At 34.7% G+C, this 16,333-nt stretch carries 15 protein-coding genes; 1 reads left to right on the top strand and 14 read right to left on the bottom strand.

Annotated elements, in window-relative coordinates:
• Positions 1 to 100: 100 nt before the first annotated feature.
• Together rpoZ and gmk are read right to left on the bottom strand one after the other, a co-directional pair.
• Positions 101 to 301 (bottom strand): DNA-directed RNA polymerase subunit omega, encoded by a 201-nt coding sequence (gene rpoZ, locus LQ679_RS07120; RefSeq protein ID WP_016911048.1) that lies wholly within the window; start codon positions 299 to 301, stop codon positions 101 to 103.
• Positions 301 to 924, bottom strand: a complete 624-nt coding sequence (gmk, locus tag LQ679_RS07115; RefSeq protein WP_025904573.1) for a guanylate kinase — start codon at positions 922 to 924, stop codon at positions 301 to 303. Before gmk ends, rpoZ begins: the two co-directional genes overlap by 1 nt.
• Before the next feature lie 173 nt (positions 925 to 1,097).
• On the opposite strand from gmk, the gene LQ679_RS07110 reads away from it, so the two are divergent.
• Positions 1,098 to 2,789 (top strand): Rqc2 family fibronectin-binding protein, encoded by a 1,692-nt coding sequence (locus LQ679_RS07110; protein WP_191836230.1) that lies wholly within the window; start codon positions 1,098 to 1,100, stop codon positions 2,787 to 2,789.
• An 82-nt stretch (positions 2,790 to 2,871) separates the two neighbouring features.
• On the opposite strand, the gene LQ679_RS07105 is transcribed toward LQ679_RS07110, so the two are convergent.
• The 12 genes from LQ679_RS07105 to LQ679_RS07050 all read right to left on the bottom strand — a co-directional run bounded on the left by LQ679_RS07105 (position 2,872) and on the right by LQ679_RS07050 (position 16,317).
• Positions 2,872 to 3,282 (bottom strand): VOC family protein, encoded by a 411-nt coding sequence (locus tag LQ679_RS07105; RefSeq protein WP_048542477.1) that lies wholly within the window; start codon positions 3,280 to 3,282, stop codon positions 2,872 to 2,874.
• Between the two features lie 244 nt (positions 3,283 to 3,526).
• Positions 3,527 to 5,059, bottom strand: coding sequence for an SLC13 family permease (locus LQ679_RS07100; protein ID WP_239762367.1), 1,533 nt, complete (start codon positions 5,057 to 5,059; stop codon positions 3,527 to 3,529).
• Between the two features lie 212 nt (positions 5,060 to 5,271).
• The gene (locus LQ679_RS07095) at positions 5,272 to 5,535 is read right to left on the bottom strand and encodes a hypothetical protein (protein WP_025904577.1); all 264 of its coding nucleotides are present in this window, start codon (positions 5,533 to 5,535) and stop codon (positions 5,272 to 5,274) included.
• A 25-nt stretch (positions 5,536 to 5,560) separates the two neighbouring features.
• Positions 5,561 to 6,169, bottom strand: a complete 609-nt coding sequence (gene pyrE, locus LQ679_RS07090) for an orotate phosphoribosyltransferase (protein ID WP_232173401.1) — start codon at positions 6,167 to 6,169, stop codon at positions 5,561 to 5,563.
• A gap of 5 nt (positions 6,170 to 6,174) precedes the next feature.
• Positions 6,175 to 6,867, bottom strand: a complete 693-nt coding sequence (pyrF, locus tag LQ679_RS07085; RefSeq protein ID WP_126476906.1) for an orotidine-5'-phosphate decarboxylase — start codon at positions 6,865 to 6,867, stop codon at positions 6,175 to 6,177.
• A 1-nt stretch (position 6,868) separates the two neighbouring features.
• Positions 6,869 to 7,795, bottom strand: coding sequence for a dihydroorotate dehydrogenase (locus tag LQ679_RS07080; RefSeq protein WP_107577360.1), 927 nt, complete (start codon positions 7,793 to 7,795; stop codon positions 6,869 to 6,871).
• The gene (locus LQ679_RS07075) at positions 7,792 to 8,550 is read right to left on the bottom strand and encodes a dihydroorotate dehydrogenase electron transfer subunit (protein WP_107565511.1); all 759 of its coding nucleotides are present in this window, start codon (positions 8,548 to 8,550) and stop codon (positions 7,792 to 7,794) included. The genes LQ679_RS07080 and LQ679_RS07075 overlap by 4 nt, the downstream gene beginning before the upstream one ends.
• A gap of 13 nt (positions 8,551 to 8,563) precedes the next feature.
• Positions 8,564 to 11,737 carry a carbamoyl-phosphate synthase large subunit gene (gene carB, locus LQ679_RS07070; RefSeq protein WP_239762330.1) on the bottom strand — a complete coding sequence of 1,058 codons (3,174 nt, stop codon included), beginning with the start codon at positions 11,735 to 11,737 and terminating at the stop codon, positions 8,564 to 8,566.
• Positions 11,730 to 12,830 carry a carbamoyl phosphate synthase small subunit gene (locus LQ679_RS07065; protein ID WP_025904583.1) on the bottom strand — a complete coding sequence of 367 codons (1,101 nt, stop codon included), beginning with the start codon at positions 12,828 to 12,830 and terminating at the stop codon, positions 11,730 to 11,732. Before LQ679_RS07065 ends, carB begins: the two co-directional genes overlap by 8 nt.
• A 1-nt stretch (position 12,831) precedes the next feature.
• On the bottom strand, positions 12,832 to 14,106 hold the full coding sequence (locus LQ679_RS07060) for a dihydroorotase (protein WP_037587563.1): 1,275 nt from the start codon (positions 14,104 to 14,106) through the stop codon (positions 12,832 to 12,834).
• Entirely contained in the window at positions 14,094 to 14,996 is a 903-nt protein-coding gene (locus tag LQ679_RS07055) for an aspartate carbamoyltransferase catalytic subunit (protein ID WP_037587561.1), read from the bottom strand. Before LQ679_RS07055 ends, LQ679_RS07060 begins: the two co-directional genes overlap by 13 nt.
• A 19-nt stretch (positions 14,997 to 15,015) precedes the next feature.
• Positions 15,016 to 16,317, bottom strand: a complete 1,302-nt coding sequence (locus tag LQ679_RS07050) for a solute carrier family 23 protein (protein ID WP_037587560.1) — start codon at positions 16,315 to 16,317, stop codon at positions 15,016 to 15,018.
• Positions 16,318 to 16,333 lie beyond the last annotated feature (16 nt).

Raw genomic sequence — 16,333 nt, 5'->3', positions numbered from 1 at the left:
CTGTCATGAATCTAAATTACAATATCCATATTCAATAAAAAGACCTTTCATGTATGGATTGGTCGTCCAAACATAAAAGGTCTTTCGTTAATTCAAATGATTAGTCTTCTAATTTAGCATATACTTTATGAGCTGCTATTTCTTCTAGTGCTTGACCTACATTTTTTAGTGAACGATATTCATCTAATAATAAACTGTCAGGGTGTTCTTGTAGTTCACGTGCTCTCTTAGCTGCAGTTGTTACAACTAAATATTTAGAATTGATGCTGTCTTTTAATTCGTTTTGTGGTGGGTATAACATTATTTTTTTGCCTCCAATATCATTTTTCTGTAACGTGCTTCAACACGTTCTCTTTTTAAGTGTTCAGCTTCTACGATGGCTTGAATACGCTCTTTCGCTAATTCAACTTCATCGTTTACAACAACATAATCGTAAAGGTTCATCATTTCAACTTCTTTACGCGCTTCAAGAATTCGGTTCTGGATGATTTCATCTGATTCAGTTCCGCGACCGACAAGTCTTTCTTTCAAATGTTCAAGACTCGGTGGTGCTAAGAAAATAAATAATGCTTCAGGGAATTTCTTTCTAACCTGTTTCGCACCTTCTACTTCTATTTCTAAAAATACATCATAACCGTTATCCATCGTATCTCTTACGTATTGTACTGGCGTACCATAGTAATTACCAACATACTCAGCATACTCTATAAATTGGTCATCAGCAATTAAAGCTTCAAATTCTTCTCTTGATTTAAAGAAATAATCTACGCCATCCGTTTCTCCTTCACGCATGTTTCGAGTAGTCATAGAGATAGAATATTTAAAATCCGTACTCGGATCATCAAATATTGATTTACGTACTGTTCCTTTACCAACTCCAGATGGGCCAGAGAGCACTATCAGTAACCCTTTTTCTATGTTCATGTCAAACGACCTTTCCTAATGAATACTAACGATTTATTATCATTTTGTTTTTTTATATCTTACCATATTTCAATTCTATATGGCTAGAGACGTTTAAAGATTAAACAGAATTATACTCATTTAATCCCTTACATGTTACAATAAATTGACTTTTGATAAAGGTGTGAATGCAAATGGCTTTTGATGGCTTATTTACTAGAAAGATCGTTGAAGATATACAATCGCTCGTAACTGGGCGAATTCATAAAATTGCTGAACCTAGTAATGACACAATTATATTAACAATTCGAAGTGAACGAAAAAATAAACAATTACTATTATCAACACATGCAAATTTCAGTCGTTTTCACTTAACTGCTGAAAAATTTGATAATCCTTTCGACCCACCAATGTTTCTTAGAGTGCTACGTAAACATTTAGATGGCGGCATTATTCAAAGTATTACTCAAATTGGTAATGACCGTTTAGTAGAAATCGATGTTCATTCTCGAGATGAAATTGGTGATTTAAGAAAACGAACAATCGTATTAGAAATTATGGGTAGACATAGTAATATCATTTTAATTGATGGCGACCGTAAAATTATCGACGGCTTTAAACATCATACACCTAATACTAATACTGCTCGTACAATTATGCCAGGTTTCAAATATGAATATCCACCTACTGTTAAGAAATTAAATCCTTTCGAAGTGGATGATATTAATAAATATATTGATTTTAATTCGGGTAAAATTGACCGACAGCTCCTTCAACAATTTGAAGGTTTTAGTCCACTTATAACGAAAGAGATTACATCTAGACGTCCATTTATGAATCAAGAAACATTAGTGGAAGCTTTTAATGAAGTAATGGATGAAGTTCAACAATCACCTAATCCTGTTATTTATAGTGATGATTCGACTGGCAAAGAAATTTTCTATTTTATGCCGTTACATTCTTACGGAAATGACTATATGTCCTTTGATAATTTACATGAATGTTTAGATAGATTTTATGAATCACGTGGTGAAAGAGAACGCGTTAAGCAACGTGCATTAGATTTAGTTAAAATTGTCGACCAACATCTTCAAAAAAATCGCCATAAACTAGAGAAATTAATTAATGAGCGAGAAGCGGCTCGTAACAAAGATGAGCAACAATTATTTGGAGAATTAATAACGGCGAATATGTATCAAATTAAACAAGGTGACAAATCGTTAGAAACTATTAATTATTATAACAATGAGCCTGTTACGATACCTTTAAATCCAACAAAATCACCTTCAATGAATGCTCAATATTATTACAAACAATATAACAGACTTAAGACACGTGAAATAGAATTAGATAAACAAATCAAATTGACACAATCTAATATCTTATATTTCGAATCATTAGAACAACAACTTGCCCATATTTCTGTTGATGATATTGATGACATTAGAGAAGAATTAGAAGATCAAGGTTTTGTTAAGAAACGTAAAAATAAGAAAAAGAAAAATTCTAACAAAATTACGTTAACGACATTTATTTCTACAGATGGTCAAACGATTTTATTAGGTAAAAATAATAAACAAAACGATTACTTAACACATCGTGTCGCAAGAAAAAATCAATTATGGTTCCATACGAAAGATATTCCAGGTTCACATGTTGTCATACAAGAAGACGAACCAACGCAAAAAACAATCGAAGAAGCGGCAATGATTGCTGGGTATTATTCTAAAGCAAGTCAATCAGGTCAAATCCCAGTTGACTACACTGCTATAAAGAATGTCCACAAACCGAGTGGTGCTAAACCGGGATTTGTCACTTACGACAGTCAAACAACACTTTATGTCACAACTGATTATGACGATATTAAAAAATTACTTAAAAAATAACAAAAACTTTCATAACTCGATTGGCCAGAAATCATTTTCAAAGGCTTTTCAGTTATGAAAGTTTTTCTTTTATATATTGCATTTATGACTGTTGTTCAGGTAAAGCAAGTTGGAAGTTCACGCCAAATTTATCTTGAACCCATGCAAACTCTCTAAATGTTGGTGGTAATTCTGTTTTCGGCATAAGAATCGCGCCACCCGATTTAAGTTTTGAATATAAATGTTCCATTTCCATTGCTGATTCACACGTTACATATAATGACATTGCAGGATTCATCTCAATTTCAACACCATTCGTTTGATCGATTCCCATAAATATTTGTCCATTTATTTTAAATATAGAATGTTGAACAGTCCCAGGTTCACCAGGTCCCTCTTCACCATACTTAACCATTGTTAAAATTTCACTATCTTTAAAAATAGACGTATAAAAATTAATCGCTTCTTCAGCTTCACCGTTAAACATTAAAAATGTCGTAATTTTTGGTATCATTGAATAAACACTCCATCAACAGATTTTAATCATTTTTTAAATCGTATATAATTTAGTATAATCTTATTAAGCGTTAAAGACAAAGGAGAGATTTTATGTCACTTTCATTATTGTTACCGATCGTCATTATGTTAGCCATTATCATTGTCGGATATATATTTATTAAACTATTTATGGATTAAAATACAACATAAAGCAATGCTTGGATCAACATCCAAGCATTGCTTTTTTAATTTTATTTCAATTATTTACTTGCTACTAAATCTATACCAAATAACCACGGAACCATGAACCATACAAATCCGACGATAATTACACAGCTGATTAAGTTTAACCAAAATCCGGCTGTCGCCATTTCTCGGATTGTTACTTTGTCTGTACCAAACACAATCGCATTTGGTGGTGTACCGACTGGTAACATAAATGCACAGTTTGCAGCCATTGCTGCTGGAATCATTAATGCTAGTGGATGTACATGAATACCAACTGCAATTGTAGCTAAAATTGGTAAGATCATTGTAGCTGTTGCAGTATTAGATGTAATTTCTGTTAAGAATAATACAAACAGCGTAACAATTCCTATAATTAAGATGATATTGACGCCATCTAATCCTGAAATTTGTTTACCCATCCATTTATCTAATCCACTTTCTGTAATGGCAGAAGCTACTGCTAAACCACCACCAAATAGTAATAAAATGCCCCACGGTAAATCTTTAGCAATTGACCAATCAAGAATTCTAGCAAATTTGCGTTTTGCTGGAATTAAGAAAAGTATAACAGCGATAAACATTGAAATTGTGCCATCTTTAACTAATTCTGTAAAAGGTAATTGTGCTAATAAGAATTCTCTAGATACCCATAAAAATGCAGCTAAACAGAATAGTGTGAATACAACTTTTTCTTCATAAGTCGTCTTACCTAAAGACTTTAACTCTCTTGTAATAATTTCTTTCCCACCTGGAAGTTCTTTCATGTCATGTTTAAATACTACAAAATTTAAATATGCCCAAGTTATCGCGAGTATGATAATGACTGTAGGTACACCCATAACCATCCATTGACCGAATCCAATTTCTTCTCCGAAAATCTTCTCGTATTGACCTTTCAAAATAATAAGAGGCGGTGTCCCAATTAAAGTTCCCAATCCTCCGATTGTACCTGCATAACCAATACCAAGTACGAGTGATTTTTCAAATTGTGATAAGTTGTGGTGCCCATCACCTTCTGCTGTTAATTCATTTGCTTCTTTAATAATTGCCATACCGATTGGAATCATGATCATTACGGCTGCTGTGTTTGAAACAAACATCGATAAAGCACCCGTTGCAATCATAAATCCTAATAAAATTCTACCTGTACTCGTACCAATACTTTTAATAATGACGAGTGCAATTCTTGTATGTAAATTCCATCTTTCCATCGCAACTGCAATAATGAAACCACCTAAGAATAGGAATACAATATCATCTCCATATGCACTTGAAACTGTCGCGCTATCCATAATTCCGCCTAACGGGAAAAGGAATAAAGGCATTAAACTTGTTGCTGGAATTGGTATAGCTTCAGTAATCCACCATACGGCAATCCATAAAGTGGCAGCCATAACGTAGACACCATTTTGACTCAGTCCATCTGCTTTGAAAAATAATAACACAACTAAAAATAGTAATGGACCTAATATTAATCCGATAAGTTGTGCGGTATTGTAAGCTTTCAATTCAGGATCTGGTTTATTTTGATTTTTTAATGCATCCGTTGAAAAGAACTTTAACATTTCTTTCGTACGTCCACTTTCTTTCCAAAGTTGATTCGTAAACTTATTATCACGTTTATTCATACATTTCGCCCCCTTTAAAAGTGTATACGTTTACATTTTAACAAACGTCATTCTTAATTCATACAATTTTCTGAATATTCATGCTTGAAAAATAAAAACTACTAAAAAATTGATACCAATTTTTTTAGTAGTTTTTTCTTAATGTCTTATTAATCATCAAAGAATCCTTTTGCTTCTAATTCTTTTTTGATACTTTTGAATATATTTTTGTCGCCTAAATCATATCTTCTCTGTCTATTCACGTTTGTGTTATTCGAATAACCTGTACGTTCGTACATATTTTCGTCTCTTACTTCATAGTGATTAAAGTCAGGTTTCGCATTAGAATCTTTTTTAAGAAAATCATTAATATGTCCCCATTTTTTTATCTGCTCTTGTTCTTCTGCAGCAGATAATTTATGTTGGCTTTCCATAAAGACCCCCCTTATCTTGACTTTATTATAAAGTATCTTTCCAAGCTTTTAAAGTTTTTATATCTTTATTTTCGATATAACCTTCTTTTTCAGCTACTGAAATCAGTTCATCATAATTAGACAAAGTATAAAATGGGACATCGATTGCTTTGAAAGCTTCTTCTGCTTTGTTAATACCATATGTAAAGATTGCAAATACCCCTAATACTTCCGCGCCATCTTCAATTAAAGCTTCAACAGCATTAATTGAAGAACCACCTGTTGAAATTAAATCTTCAATTACAACTACTTTTTTCCCTTTGCTTAAAGCACCTTCGATTTGATTCCCTTTACCATGACCTTTGCTTTTAGACCTCACATAGCTCATCGGTAATTTTAGTTGATCCGCAACAAATGCTGCATGCGGAATACCTGCTGTTGCCGTACCAGAAATAATTTCAGCGTCTTGAGCGTGTACTTTGATCAATTGAATTAAACCTTGATAAATATTTTCTCTAATTTCAGGATATGCTAATGTCACTCTATTATCACAATAAATCGGTGATTTAATGCCTGAACTCCATGTATATGGATCGTCAGGTGAAAGTGTTACAGCTTTAATTTCTAATAATGATTGTGCGATATTTTGAGTCATATGAATTATCCTTCCCATCTTTGTAATATTTCGTGATATCTTGCTACTGGATCTTCATGTTGCGTAATTGAACGACCCACTACTATATGTGTTGAGCCTAATTTTTTAGCGTCTTCTGGCGTTGTCACACGTTGTTGATCATGTGTCTTATCAGATTCTAAACGTATACCTGGTGTTACTTTTAAGAAAGTTTCGCCGATATGGTCTTGAATTAAAGTAGACTCTAATGGTGAACAAACGACACCATCAAGTCCTGCTTCATGTGCCATTTTTGCATAGTGCACGACTGATTCATTGATGGATGATTGAATATTTTGTTCATCTTTCATTTGTTGTTCTGTAGTAGAAGTTAACTGAGTTACAGCTATTAACTTAGCATTAGGATTTGTCTCACGTAATCCTTCAAGTCCAGCAGCCATCATGTTTTTACCACCGGCTGCATGTACATTGATTAAGTCGATATTGAGTTTACCTAATCCTTTTAATGCGCCTTTAACCGTGTTTGGAATGTCATGTAACTTTAAATCTAAAAAGATATCATGACCTCTTTCTTTAATTCGGTTGATCGTTTCAGGACCATTTTGCAAATAAAGTTCCATACCTACTTTTACAAATAGGGGTTCGTTAAATAAATCTAAAAATTGATCAACTTCCTCTAGAGTTGCAAAGTCTAATGCAATTATTGGTGTATTCTTCATGTTATTTGACAACTCCTTGTTGGTTATAAGTTCTACCTTTAAGTTCTGTAATGTGATCAACACCTAATTTATCGAGTAATGTAGGTAATTCATCAATAATATCTTTACAAACTGTTGGATTTTCAAAGTTTGCTGTTCCAACTGCTACTGCATCAGCACCAACTGAAATGAAATCAATGACATCTTGAGCCGTTCTCACGCCACCCATAGCGATAATTGGAATATCAACATGTTGACTGACTTCATATACCATTCTTAATGCAACTGGCTTGATTGCTGGTCCGCTCAGTCCACCTATAACATTACTGATGATTGGTTTTCCAGTCTTCGCATCAATTCTTAATCCTACTAAAGTGTTGATCATCGTTATACCGTCTGCGTATTCTGCAATAGCTTTCGCCATTTCTACAATGTTTGTTACATTAGGAGATAACTTTACATACACTGGCACTTCTGAAACAGCTTTTACTTTTCTCGTCAGTTCTTTAGCCACTTCAGGTACTGTACCGAATTGAATCCCACCTTCTTTAACATTTGGACAAGAAATATTTAATTCTAGTGCATGAACATTTGATGCTTGTGAAATATGTTTGGCGACGTAAACATATTCTTCTTCAGTCGAACCTGCAACATTAGCAATAATGGGTACATCATATTGTTCAAGGTATTTCAATTCATGTTCCATAATATGGTGAACACCTGGATTTTGAAGACCAATCGCATTAATCATACCGCTTGCTGTTTCAGCGACACGTGGCGCTTCATTACCGTATCTTGCAAATTGAGTTGCAGCTTTAATCATGATTGCGCCAAGTTCTGATAAATCATAAAACTGACTGAATTCTTTTCCGAAAGCAAAGCATCCACTTGCTGGCATGATTGGATTTTTCAAATTTAACCCTGGTAGCGAAATATTTAATCGACTCATATGATGACAGCTCCTTTTTCAAATACGGGACCGTCTGTACAAACTTTGACATAACCCGCTTCATTATCCGTATGGCATACACATGCATAGCAAGCACCGATGCCGCAACCCATACGTTCTTCGAGTGAAATATAACCTTTCACATCACTTAATTGAAGTGTTAAAGCTTTCAACATTGCTTTTGGTCCACAGCTGTAAAAAATATCGAAGGGTGTGTCTAAATTTTCAATAACAGTTGTAACAAATCCTTTAGTACCAAGTGTTCCATCTGCAGTTGCAACATACGTATCACCTAGCGCACTAAATTCGTCTATATAAAATGCATCTTTAGCACTTTGAAAACCTAATACGTGAATCGTCTTGATTCCTCTAGCATTGAGTTGTTTCGACAATTCGTACATAGGTGGTACGCCAATACCACCTCCGACTAATAAGGCAGTATTTTGCGCTTCATCAACTGGGAATCCGTTTCCTAAAGGTGCAATCACATCTATTGGATCACCTTGTTTTAATTGTGAAATCAATTCTGTACCGTGTCCTTCTCTTCTAAAAAGCATAGTAAATGTGTCTTCTTCACGGTTCACTTCACAAATTGAAATTGGTCTTCTCAACATATGTTCAGTTCCTGTACCAGCTTTAATATGAACAAACTGTCCAGGTTTTTTCATATTTTTCGTAAGATTTCCACGTACTTTTAATTCAAAAATTGCGTCTGCTATTTGATTATTTGATACAACTGTCATTATCTCGGACATTATAATCCCCCCACTACATTTGTTCAGTTCTAAATGTCATACTTTCCACTACATCTGCTAAAGCATTTGCCGTATCAAGTGATGTTAAACATGGTATACCATTTTCTACAGATTCACGTCTAATTTGGAATCCATCTCTTTCATATACTTTACCTTTTGTCATTGTGTTGACCACAAGTTGTACTTCACCTTTTTGTATTACTGATAGAAGATCATGTTCGCCACCTATTTTACCAACCGTATACACTGGGATGTCATGTTCGTTAAAGTATTGTGCCGTACCTTCTGTTGCAAAAATTCTATAACCAATCTCATGAAATCTCTTAGCGATTGTTAATGCTTCACCTTTATCTTTATCACTTACAGTGAATAATGCTGTACCTTGATCTTGTACTTTTAAACCACTTGCTGTTAAACCTTTATACAATGCTTTTTCTAAAGTACTATCTTTACCCATTACTTCACCTGTCGATTTCATTTCAGGTCCTAATGTGATATCAACATTTTTAAGTTTATTAAAACTGAATACTGGTGCTTTAACATATACACCTTCTTTATATGGCGCTAAACCACTTTCATATCCTTGTTCTTTCAAAGTGATGCCTGCAATTGCTTTAGTAGCAATCTTCGCCATTGGAATTTCAGTAATTTTACTTAAAAATGGTACAGTACGACTAGCTCTTGGGTTAACTTCAAGTACAAATACTTCTCCTTTAGAAAGCACAAACTGAATATTGATAAGTCCAACTATGTTTAAGCCTTTTGCCAATTTCGTTGTGTAATCGACTAATAAATTAATTTCTTCATCCGTTAAAGTTTGAGGTGGATATACCGCAATTGAATCACCTGAATGGACACCCGCTCTTTCAATGTGTTCCATAATACCTGGAATGACAACTGTTTCACCATCTGAAATTGCATCTACTTCAATTTCTTTACCTGTTAAATAACGGTCAATTAGTACTGGATGCTCTGGGCTTGCTTTAACTGCTTGTTCCATATAATTTCTCAATTCAGGTTCAGCATATACAATTTCCATCGCTCTTCCACCAAGTACGTATGAAGGTCTCACAACTACTGGATAACCAATTTCATTTGCGTTATCTATCGCTTCTTGTACTGAAGTGGCTGTTTTACCTAATGGTTGTGGTACATCAATTTTTTGTAATAAAGCTTCAAATTCTTTTCTATCTTCAGCTCTGTTAAGATCTTCAAGCGTCGTACCTAATATTTGAATGCCTTTTTGTGAAATTTTATCTGCTAAATTGATTGCTGTTTGTCCACCAAATTGAACGACTACGCCTTTAGGTTGTTCGTGATTAATGATACTCATCACATCTTCTTCAGTCAGTGGCTCAAAGTATAACTTGTCAGATATTGAGAAGTCTGTTGAAACTGTTTCAGGGTTGTTGTTAATAATAATTGCTTCATAACCCGCTTCTTGAATAGCCCATACAGCATGTACAGTAGCATAATCAAATTCCACACCTTGTCCAATTCTGATTGGACCTGATCCGAGTACGATGATTTTTTCTTTTTCAGTGACTATAGATTCATTTTCTTCTTCATAAGTACCATAGAAATATGGAGTTTCTGATTCGAATTCTGCAGCACAAGTATCTACTGTTTTGTACACTGGGTTAATACCATGTTCTTGTCTTAAATCATATATATCTCGTTCTGATTGTTCCCATCTATGTGCAATGACTTTATCACTAAAGCCGTATTGTTTCGCCCATAATAATGCGTCTAAATCGCCTTTTTTCTCTTTTAAATCGTGTTCAATGTCGATGATGTGTTTGAATTTATTCAAGAAGAAGTAATCAATTTGTGTTAATTCATTTATTCTCTCAAGTGATGTACCACGTCTAATAGCTTCACCAATAAAGAATAATCTTTCATCATCTTGTGCTTTAATTCTCTCTTCAATGAAATCTAATTCAAATTCATCGCCATTTGGTAAACCTAAATGATGAACGCCATATTCTAACGAACGAATCGCTTTTAATAATGATTCTTCATACGTTCTACCAATTGCCATGACTTCCCCAGTTGCTTTCATTTGTGTTCCTAGATGACGTTCGCCTTTTTCGAATTTATCAAAAGGAAATCTCGGTATTTTAGAAACAACATAGTCTAGTGCTGGTTCAAATGCTGCATAAGATGTGCCCGTTACAGGGTTTAACATTTCATCTAAAGTCATACCGATTGCTATTTTGGCAGCTAACTTCGCAATTGGATAACCCGTTGCTTTGGAAGCTAATGCTGACGATCTTGATACACGTGGATTAACTTCTATTATGTAGTAATCTAGTGATTTTGGATCAAGTGCTAATTGTACGTTACATCCGCCTTCAATTTTTAATGCACGAATAATTTTTAGAGATACATCTCTTAACATTTGATATTCAACATCTGATAATGTTTGACTTGGTGCAACAACAATCGAGTCACCTGTATGAATGCCAACTGGATCTATGTTCTCCATGTTACATACTACGATGGCATTATCATTCTTGTCTCTCATCACTTCGTATTCAATTTCTTTGTAACCTGCGATGGATTTTTCTAGTAAACATTGTGTTACTGGGCTGTATTTCAAGCCATTTTGAACAACTTCTATTAGTTCTTTTTCATCGTGACAAATTCCGCCACCAGTACCACCCATTGTAAACGCAGGTCGCACGATTAGCGGGTAGCCAATTTCGTTCGCAAAATTTAAAGCACCTTCAATATCATTCACGATATCACTTTCAGGTACTGGTTCATTTAATTCATTCATAAGTGTACGGAATAAATCTCTATCTTCAGCTTGTTCGATTGAAGATAGTTGTGTACCTAATAAACGTACGTTATTTTCTTCTAATACACCATTTTCGTGTAATTCAATTGCCATGTTCAAACCAGTTTGTCCACCTAAAGTTGGTAACAATGCGTCTGGTTGTTCTTTACGAATAATGCGACTCACAAAGTCTAAAGTTAAAGGTTCAATATATACTGTATCTGCTATTTCAGTGTCCGTCATAATTGTTGCTGGATTAGAGTTTACAAGTATTACGCGGTAACCTTCTTCTTTTAGTGCTAAGCATGCTTGAGTGCCTGCATAATCAAATTCTGCAGCTTGACCTATAATGATTGGGCCAGAACCAATTACTAAGATGGATTTTATATCAGTTTGTTTAGGCATTGATTGTACGCTCCTTCGCTTTATGTAATTTAATCATTTCAATAAATTCATCGAATAAATAGTTTGAGTCGTGCGGTCCAGGTGATGCTTCTGGATGATATTGTACTGAAAATGCTGGATATTTTTTATGTCTTAATCCTTCAATTGATTTATCATTTAATGCGATATGCGTCACTTCTAAATCAGTTTGTGCAATAGACGCTTCATCAATTGCATAACCATGGTTTTGACTTGTTAAATCTACTTTTCCAGTTTGTAGATTTTGTACTGGATGATTGGCACCTCTATGACCAAATTTCATCTTATAAGAAGTTGCACCTTGAGATAATGCAAACAATTGATGTCCTAAACAAATGCCGAAGAATGGTATTTTGCCGACTAGTTGTTTAATTGTTTGAATGGTTTCTTGTACACTTTCAGGATTCCCTGGTCCATTTGAAACCATTATGCCATCTGGTGAGATATTCAGTATTTCTTCATATGATGTTTGATATGGTACGACTGTTACATCACAGCCTCTTCTATTAAGTTCTCTCACGATATTTTCTTTTTTACCGTAATCAATTAATACAACTTTATAGCCATCACCTGTTGAAATATATGGTCTAACTGATGAAACTTGTTCAACTTCGTCCGTTCTTAACGATTCAGTATTTAAGCGCTGAACAAGACTTTCTATTTCATCGGCATTATCAGTAAATCCAGCTTTAAGGACACCGAATTTTCTAATTTTACGTGTTAAACTTCTTGTATCAACACCTGAAATACCTGGTATATGATAGAATTTTAACGTTTCATCTAAAGACTTACTTGATCTAAAGTTACTTGGGTAATCACACGCTTCTCTCACAACAACACCATTTAAAGTTGGTGTTAATGATTCAAAGTCATCTCTGTTTATCCCGTAGTTACCAATAAGCGGGTAAGTAAATGTAATAATTTGTCCAGTATATGATGGGTCTGAAATTGTTTCTTGATAACCTGTCATTGCTGTATTAAAAACAATTTCTCCAACTGTTAAATCATCTGAACCTAATGCATAACCTTTATATGTTGTACCATCTTCTAATACTAAGTATCTTTTATTTTTCATCTTATACTTCCTCCTTGAAGACGATTTCTCCATCACAAATTGTTAAAATTGGATATCCTGAAACGACTTCTCCTATAAATGGTGTATTTGTACTCTTAGAAGCAAATTCTTCTGCTCGTATCGGTCTTTCTGTTTCCAAGTCTATGATAGTTAAGTCAGCGTAGCTTCCTTCTTCTAATCGACCATAAGGTAAGTTAAATGTTTCACTTGGTTTCGTTGTTAAAAATGCAACAAGTTGTTCTAATGTGAATTTACCTGTTTTCACAAAGTGTGTGTATAATAATTGGAATGCTGTTTCACTGCCTACAATTCCGAAAGGTGCATCAACCATTGACACTTCTTTTTCTTCTTTAGCATGTGGTGCATGATCTGTTGCGATACAGTCAATTGTTCCATCTAATAATCCTTCGATTAAAGCATCTCTATCTTCTTTCGCTCTTAAAGGTGGATTCATTTTGTAAATCGCATCGTCACCTGGTACGTCATCTTCTGTAAGTAATAAGTGATGAGGTGTAACTTCTGCAGTTACTTTAATACCTGCTTTTTTAGCATCTCTAATGACACGTACACTTTCTTTAGTAGACACGTGACACACATGGTAATGACAATTTGCTGCTTCAGCTAACAACACGTCTCTAGCAATTTGTACCGCTTCGCAAATTGAAGGAATACCTGGAATGCCAAGTTCTTCACTTCGTTTACCTTCATGCATTGCACCACCATAAATTAATGAATTATCTTCGCAGTGTGCTACGATTGCTTTATCGATTTTAGCCGCTTCTTGCATCGCTTCATACATCATTGAAGCTGTTTGTACACCTACACCATCATCAGTAAATTGGAACATCCCTCTATCTTTTAATGCTTTGAAATCAACATGCTCTTTACCAGCTTGTCTTACTGTAATGGATGCATAAGGTAATACTCTTACCACTGCATGCTCATCAATGATTTTGTGAAGACGATCTAAATGTTCAACTGAATCTGGGACAGGCTTTGTATTAGGCATTGGACATACTGTTGTAAATCCGCCTCTTGCTGCTGCTTTTGTACCTGTTTCAATTGTTTCTTTATGTTCGCCACCAGGTTCTCTTAAATGTACATGTACATCAACAAATCCTGCTGAAATAAAATGTCCTTTCGCATCAATAACTTCTTGATTCTCTACTTCTATATAATCATCTATTTTTTTAATTTTGCCATCTTCAATTTCAATTTCCTTGTTAACTAATTGACCTTCTAATAAGATTTTTCCATTTTTGATTATAAGTGACATTTTACTTTTTCCTCCTTGTGATTAAGTACATCATGTATACATGCCATTCTAATGAACACGCCGTTCTCCATTTGTTTAAAAATTCTTGATTTCGAACTTTCTACAAGTGAAGTATCTATTTCAACACCTCGGTTGACTGGTGCTGGATGCATGACGATTGCATTGTCATGAAGTTTGTTATATCTATCTATCGTCAGTCCGTATGCATTGTGATAGTCTTCTTTACTAAACGTCGTACCTGAATCATGTCTTTCATTTTGTACTCTTAACAACATACAAACGTCTACTTCTTCTATCACATCATCAATTTCTACATATGGTACATCTGAAAAGTTACATTTCCATTGTTCCGGTGCTGAGAACATCACTTCCGCACCAAGTTTCGTTAAAGCATCTGCATTACTTCTTGCTACTCTTGAATTTTTTATATCACCTGAGATTAAAATTTTTAATCCTTCGAAGTAACCGTATTCCTCATATATTGTCATAATATCTAGAAGACTTTGTGTCGGGTGGTGGCCACTTCCATCTCCACCATTTAATACTGGAATATTAAGCCCTTGTAATGTGTCATAATATGCATTTTCACTATGTCTAATGACTAATGCGTCTACACCAATAGATTCTAAAGTTTTGCAAGTATCATATAAAGATTCACCTTTTTGAACAGATGAAGTACTTATTTCAAAAGGAATGACTTCCAAACCTAATTTTCTTTCAGCCATTTCAAAACTACATTTTGTTCGTGTTGAATTTTCAAAGAATAAGTTTGCGACCGTCATGCCTTTACCAAAAGTTTCTGCACCATTTTCTTTAATGTCTTGTGCTTTCGTTATAATTTTCATGATGTCGTCTTTAGTTAAATCAGTCATTGTTAATAAATTTTTCATATGACACGCCTCCTGAGAATTATTTTATTTTCTTTGGCAATATAAGATTGAGCAAGATACCTACTGTTGCTGCTAAAGCCATACCTTCAATGTTTAAATGTATGCCAATACCTGTGAAGTCTAAATGTGCTTTACCAATTCCTAATACGAGAATGACAGAAGCAATGATCAAGTTACGGTTGTCACCGAAGTCGATATTGTTCTCCACCAACATTCTCAAACCACTTGAAGCAATGATTCCGAATAATAGTATGGAAACACCACCCATAACTGGTGTTGGTATTGTTGAAATCATCGCTGTGAATTTACCAACAAATCCTAAGATTAGTGCAAGTACTGCTGCACCACCGATTACCCATATACTATAAATTCTTGTAATGGCAAGTACGCCAATGTTTTCACCGTATGTCGTACTTGGTGGCCCACCAATAATTGAAGCCATCATCGTTGATACCCCGTCACCGATTAATGAGCGGTGTAAACCTGGATCTTTGAAGAAGTTCTTACCGACAATTTTATTGATGACGATTTGATGACCGATATGCTCACTAACCGTTACAAAAACGATTGGCAGCATGATTAAGATAAGTCCCCATTGTAGCGATGGTGTGTAATCATGAAACGGTAAGTAAATATCAGGCATTTGAATCCATTTTGCTTTTGAAATCGGCGCTAAGTCCACAATTCCAAATAATAATGAAGATATATATCCAACAATAATTCCGATAAGTACTGGAATGATTGATAAGAATCCTTTGAAAAATACTGAAACGATAATTGTTGTAATTAATGTGATGAGTGCGACTGTAATGTAAATGCCACTATAGCCTTTCATTGCATTTGAATCTGTGTACATCGCCATGTTAACGGCTACCGGCGCTAATCCAAGTCCGATAACCATGATGACAGGTCCTACTACAACTGGTGGTAACAGATTAAGCAACCAATTCGTGCCTGTAACCTTTATAATCAAACCGATAATGACGTAAAGAACACCACTCATAAATAATGCGACAAGCATTTCACCAAGGTCATGTGTCTTGAGTCCGACAATAATCGGCGTTATGAATGCAAAGCTCGAACCGAGATAAGCTGGTATCTTTCCTTTCGTTATCAGTATATAAAGTAGCGTTCCTAAGCCTGATGCAATGAGTGCTGCTGAAACAGGTAAGCCTGTTAGAAATGGTACAAGTACCGTTGCTCCGAACATTGCAAATAAATGCTGTGAGCTTAAGAAGAACCATTGTGATGCTTTAGGTTTATCATTAACATCTAGTATGGGTTCTACTGTTCGTTTAAACATTTCTTCATTATGTGACATTTCCATTCTCCTATTC

Origin of the sequence: Mammaliicoccus sp. I-M35, assembly GCF_022386455.1 — a bacterium.
Lineage (GTDB): Bacteria > Bacillota > Bacilli > Staphylococcales > Staphylococcaceae > Mammaliicoccus > Mammaliicoccus sciuri_A.
This window is presented reverse-complemented; position numbering and strand designations above follow the sequence as displayed.